Source organism: Zhongshania sp., assembly GCF_041623545.1.
In the GTDB taxonomy this organism is placed as follows: domain Bacteria; phylum Pseudomonadota; class Gammaproteobacteria; order Pseudomonadales; family Spongiibacteraceae; genus Spongiibacter.
Genome location: NZ_JBFJWS010000263.1, coordinates 1 through 4,504, shown reverse-complemented (window position 1 = coordinate 4,504; position 4,504 = coordinate 1). Strand labels below are relative to the sequence as shown.

The 4,504-nt window shown below is 50.7% G+C and carries 3 protein-coding genes and 1 pseudogene; 2 read left to right on the top strand and 2 right to left on the bottom strand.

Features of this window, described 5'->3' with window-relative positions; all coding sequences use genetic code 11:
* A pseudogene (locus tag ABYT30_RS15995) lies at positions 1 to 473 on the bottom strand (hypothetical protein); the annotation flags it as partial.
* 18 nt (positions 474 to 491) lie between these two features.
* Positions 492 to 2,171 (bottom strand): alpha-N-arabinofuranosidase, encoded by a 1,680-nt coding sequence (locus ABYT30_RS15990; protein WP_373097483.1) that lies wholly within the window; start codon positions 2,169 to 2,171, stop codon positions 492 to 494.
* Between the two features lie 325 nt (positions 2,172 to 2,496).
* Here ABYT30_RS15990 and ABYT30_RS15985 point away from each other — a divergent pair, with 325 nt between their 5' ends.
* Both ABYT30_RS15985 and ABYT30_RS15980 read left to right on the top strand, forming a co-directional pair.
* A complete protein-coding gene (locus ABYT30_RS15985) occupies positions 2,497 to 3,426 on the top strand; it encodes a GDSL-type esterase/lipase family protein (RefSeq protein ID WP_373097482.1) in 930 nt (309 codons plus the stop codon).
* 8 nt (positions 3,427 to 3,434) lie between these two features.
* Positions 3,435 to 4,325 (top strand): ThuA domain-containing protein, encoded by an 891-nt coding sequence (locus tag ABYT30_RS15980; protein WP_373097481.1) that lies wholly within the window; start codon positions 3,435 to 3,437, stop codon positions 4,323 to 4,325.
* Positions 4,326 to 4,504: the final 179 nt, after the last annotated feature.

Genomic DNA, 4,504 nt, shown 5'->3' with positions numbered 1-4,504 from the left:
GCAGTTTGGTCGCGGGCTAGCTCTAGCATTTTAGGGCCTAGCGCAGCGAGGCACATTTGCTCGGCAGGCAGGCCTTCTTCCGCTAATTTTGCTAGGTAGGCTTTCATCGCGCTAAGCGGCTTTTTATAAGCTTCACCAACCATAACACCGTGACTAACGCCAAGGCCGAGCAGCATGCGCTCCCTCTGCTCTGGGGGTAGGGCATGCCACCACTGACCAACGTCGCTGGCTTCGTGCATCCAAATGTTCAGAATGCCGGTTGCTACGGTCATGGTCTTGGTGGCGGCCAGTAGACCGCTAATATCGCTTAGCAACTCGCCGCCCATTGCGCCGGGCACCCACAGTGCGCCGTAGCCGAGTTCGTCTAACTCGGTCGCGGCTTCGGTGGTTTCCGTGTCGCCGCGGCGCATTTCCATAGACCAAATGCCTATTTTGCCGAGGCGTGGGGTGCTGGATGTTTGATTGCTGTCCATAATTGTTCTCTTAGAAAATTACTCTACCAACTGAACCACAGTCACCGAGTGCGGTGGCAAGCTGATCATTAATTTTCCGTCGGCAGCTTTAAACTTCACTGCTTTGGGGGTGACTTCGTTGGGCTTATCAAAAGTATTGATCACGTCAAAACGCTTCGCAGTCAACACGTCACCGCGAGCCGCTTTGGCTTTTACACCCGGCACATTGACGGGGATATCGACTGCGTTTTTGGCGTCGAGGTTAGTCAGTGACAACCAGATTTTGCCATCTTTGCCGCGCGCTGCAATGGCATCAACTTTAGGTAGGGCGAGATTGCCGACTGTGTAAACACCAGCATCGAAGCTCAGTGGAATAAATTGCGCGTCCTGGAAGGGTACGTACATTTTATAAACTTGATACGTTGGTGTGAGCACCATCTTTTTGCCGTCAGTCATGATCATGGTCTGTAATACATTGACCATTTGGGCGATATTGGTCATGCGTACACGGTCGGCGTGGCGAGCAAAAATATTGATGTTAAGCGCGGCAACAATACCATCGCGAAGCGAGTTTTCTTGCTGTAAGAACATCGGCTCAGTGCCTGGCTTCGGCTTAAGCCAAACACCCCATTCGTCAACGATCAGGGCAATGTGCTTGTTCGGGTCATACTTGTCCATGATCGCTGAGTGCATGGAAATGGTCTTTTCAATATGCATGGTGTGCAGCAGCACGGTGGCGTACTGCGCTTCACTAAAATCGGTAGCAGGTTCTTGGAAGGGCATTGGTCCCCAGGTGTACTGGTGTAGTGAAATACCTTCGATGTCCCAATAGATTGGACTTCTGGTTTTCCACGCCTTCATGATGGTCTCGGTGTAGCTCGGGTCAGAGCTGTTTGGTCCCGCGGCGACTCGCTTCATACCATTGGGGTTGGCAGGTAGTGAATCCATCTGCTTGCCAGTCATCAAGTCTTTGGCGATGGCGGCATAGTCGATACGCGGCGCGGCTTGCTCTGGGTTGTGATTGTGTACAAAGTGGGCAAAGGTCTTCATTTTTGTGACATATTCATCTGGCGTAAAGGGTCCGCCGCATCCCCACATCTCGTTGCCGAGGCCAAGGTACTTAACCTTGTAGGGTTCTTTGTGACCATTGGCAGCGCGCTCCATAGCGGCGGTCGCTGGCGCGACTGCGGTCATATAGGCAAGCCAGTCAGCGGCTTCTTTTATTGTGCCTGAGCCGACGTTAATCGAGAGATAGACTTCGGCACCAATCTGCTGGGTGAAATCCATGAATTCATCGGTACCAAAGGTATTTGGCTCGACTGCACCCGCCCAAGTCGTGTTGACGGTTTTAACGCGCTGGTCTGCCGGACCAACGCCATCGCGCCAGTGGTATTCATCGGCAAAACAGCCGCCGGGCCACCGTACCACGGGTACTTTGATGTCTTTCAGTGCTTTTACAACATCGCTGCGTATGCCGCGGACATTCGGGATTTTTGAATCTTTGCCAACCCAAACGCCGCCGTAAATGCCAGTGCCGAGGTGTTCTGCAAACTGGCCAAATATGTCGCGGTTGATGACAGCGCCAGCTTGATCGACGTTGACGGTGAGTGAGCCTGGTGCCTTCGCATCGGCGGCGTAAACCGGCGCAGCACCGATGAGTGCGGCAACAGCTGTTGTTTTTGCCAGCGTAATTACTGACTTGAAAAGCGTAGATGTCATGTCCTTTCCTCTTGCCGGAATGATTTTATATTTGCCAGTGTGACCTAGGCTTATGTCGGGAAATTTAACGATATAAGCAATAAAGTATTAGCTGCTCGCAGCGGATCGTTGCGGGTGAGTTCCACGTCTATAAATCTTGGTATTTTATGTAATGTCACTGTAGTATTTCATTAAATCAGGGTGTTTGTCTAGTTTATGAATTGACGTCAGGGTGTGGGTTTAGATCTTTATCTGAACTGGCCGTATTTGGTGTGACAAGGTTTAGCCTAGCCGCCTTTTTAGGGGCAAGTAAACGAATAATAAATGCGCACGAGAGGGGTGGTTAGTGAACTATAAGGGGATATTTTCTCGGTTGGCTGGCGAGGCATACGGGCGTCGTGTCGCTGGCCTCGCCGTTTTGTTATTTAGCGGCCTGCTCTGGTCCTTATCAGCCGTGGCTCAGAATAATGAGGGCCCGGCAGCCCCTGGGCCCTGTCCTCAGATAGCGCCGCCAGACCCAGAGTTACTAAGTGAGATACGAGAGCTATCATTCAAGCCGGGTATAAAGCTTGAACCCTCGGATTTCATGAAAGACCCTCGTATTGCAAACTTCATCGCCGAGATGATGACGCGAGAACAGCTGATTAAGCAGACGGATTGGGCAGGGCTCTGTCGATACCGCGAGGCGAACGCGGAGTTAATAAAGACGAACATTAGGCCGGAAGTAGTATTTTTAGGTGATTCGATCACCGAAAATTGGATATATGCGGCACCAAAGATGTTTTCTCAGCAGGTGATTGATCGCGGTATCGGCGGACAAACGAGCTCCCAGATGCTCCTTCGGTTCTATCCGGATGTGGTCGCATTGGGCCCTAAGCTTGTTCACATCATGGCTGGCACTAATGATTTATTGCAAAATGCGGGGCCAATTCGCGATGACGATATCGTCAATAATATTGAAGCTATGTTGGATATTGCCCAAGCCAATAATATCAAGGTGGTTTTGGCGTCAATACTGCCTATTTCGGTGAGGTCGTGGCAACCGGCGCTGCAACCAGCACAACGCATTATTAAATTAAACGCGCGCTTAAAAGGGGTCGCAACGGCTCGGGGTATCAGGTTCATAGATTATTTCTCGGTGTTAAAAAGCAAAAGCAATGGTTTGAATGCTGAATTGGGTAACGACGGTGTACACCCTAATCGGGCCGGTTATGCCTTAATGGAACCGCTGGCGATAGGCGCTATTAAGGGCGCGTTGCCTTTACTACCACGCTGAGGCTGAAAATGAATCGCGTAATTAAGAACAGTCTTTGGGGCTTATTGTCACTCACCGGCATAATTTTACTGGGCTTAACATTATGGATTGGCCCAATGGTGTATCGGTCTTTGGTCGGCCTGAAAGTGTTTGAATTTGTGCCGCCAGAATTGCCTGCTAACTTAGATGAAAAGGCAATCTTGATTTTCTCCAAGACCAACGGCTTTCGTGATGACAAACAAATCGCCACCGCAAATGCGGTACTCACTGATATTGCTCAGCGTTCGGGGTGGACATCCTATGTCACCGAAAATGGAGCGGTATTTAATCAGCTACAGTTGCAGAAGTTTCGAGCGGTGGTGTGGAATAACGTCAGTGGCAATGTGCTAACTAAGGACCAGCGCGAGGCGTTTAAAGCTTGGATCGAGCAGGGTGGCGGTTTTGTCGGTCTGCATGGCGCTGGCGGTGACCCGAGCTACGACTGGCAGTGGTATGAAGATGAGCTAATCGGCGCGAAATTTAACGGTCATACTCTCGGTCCGCAAATTCAAGAAGCCACGCTACTAATAGAAAACAGTGACCACCCAGTGACAGTGGGTCTAGATAAAGTATGGGTGCGCTCGGATGAGTGGTACTCCTTTGTCGATAATCCTCGTGATAAAGGCTACCAAATTTTAATTACGATAGACGAGAGCAGTTACTTGCCGGTGGAGGGGCTTCTCCCATTTATAGAACCGAAGGACATTCGTATGGGGGCAGATCATCCATTGGTGTGGTCGCATTGCGTGGGCAAAGGGCGTGCGCTTTATTCGGCGCTGGGTCACACCGCTGCGTCGTATGAAGAGCCAGAGCATCAGCAGTTGCTAGCAGGTGCAATTTCTTGGGCTGCGGGTTTTGCTGGGCAAGTGTGCCCAGAATAGATATTGAGAATGTTTACACTCGCATTGTATTTATATAGCAAGGAGTCACGGTGTCATGGCCGGATATAAAAAGATTGTTGCAAGTCAATTTGGCGGTCCAGAAGTTTTGCAGTTGCGTGAATTTGAGCAGCTACCGGAGCCCAATGCAGGTGAAGTGCGGGTGCGCGTGGAGGCGGCGG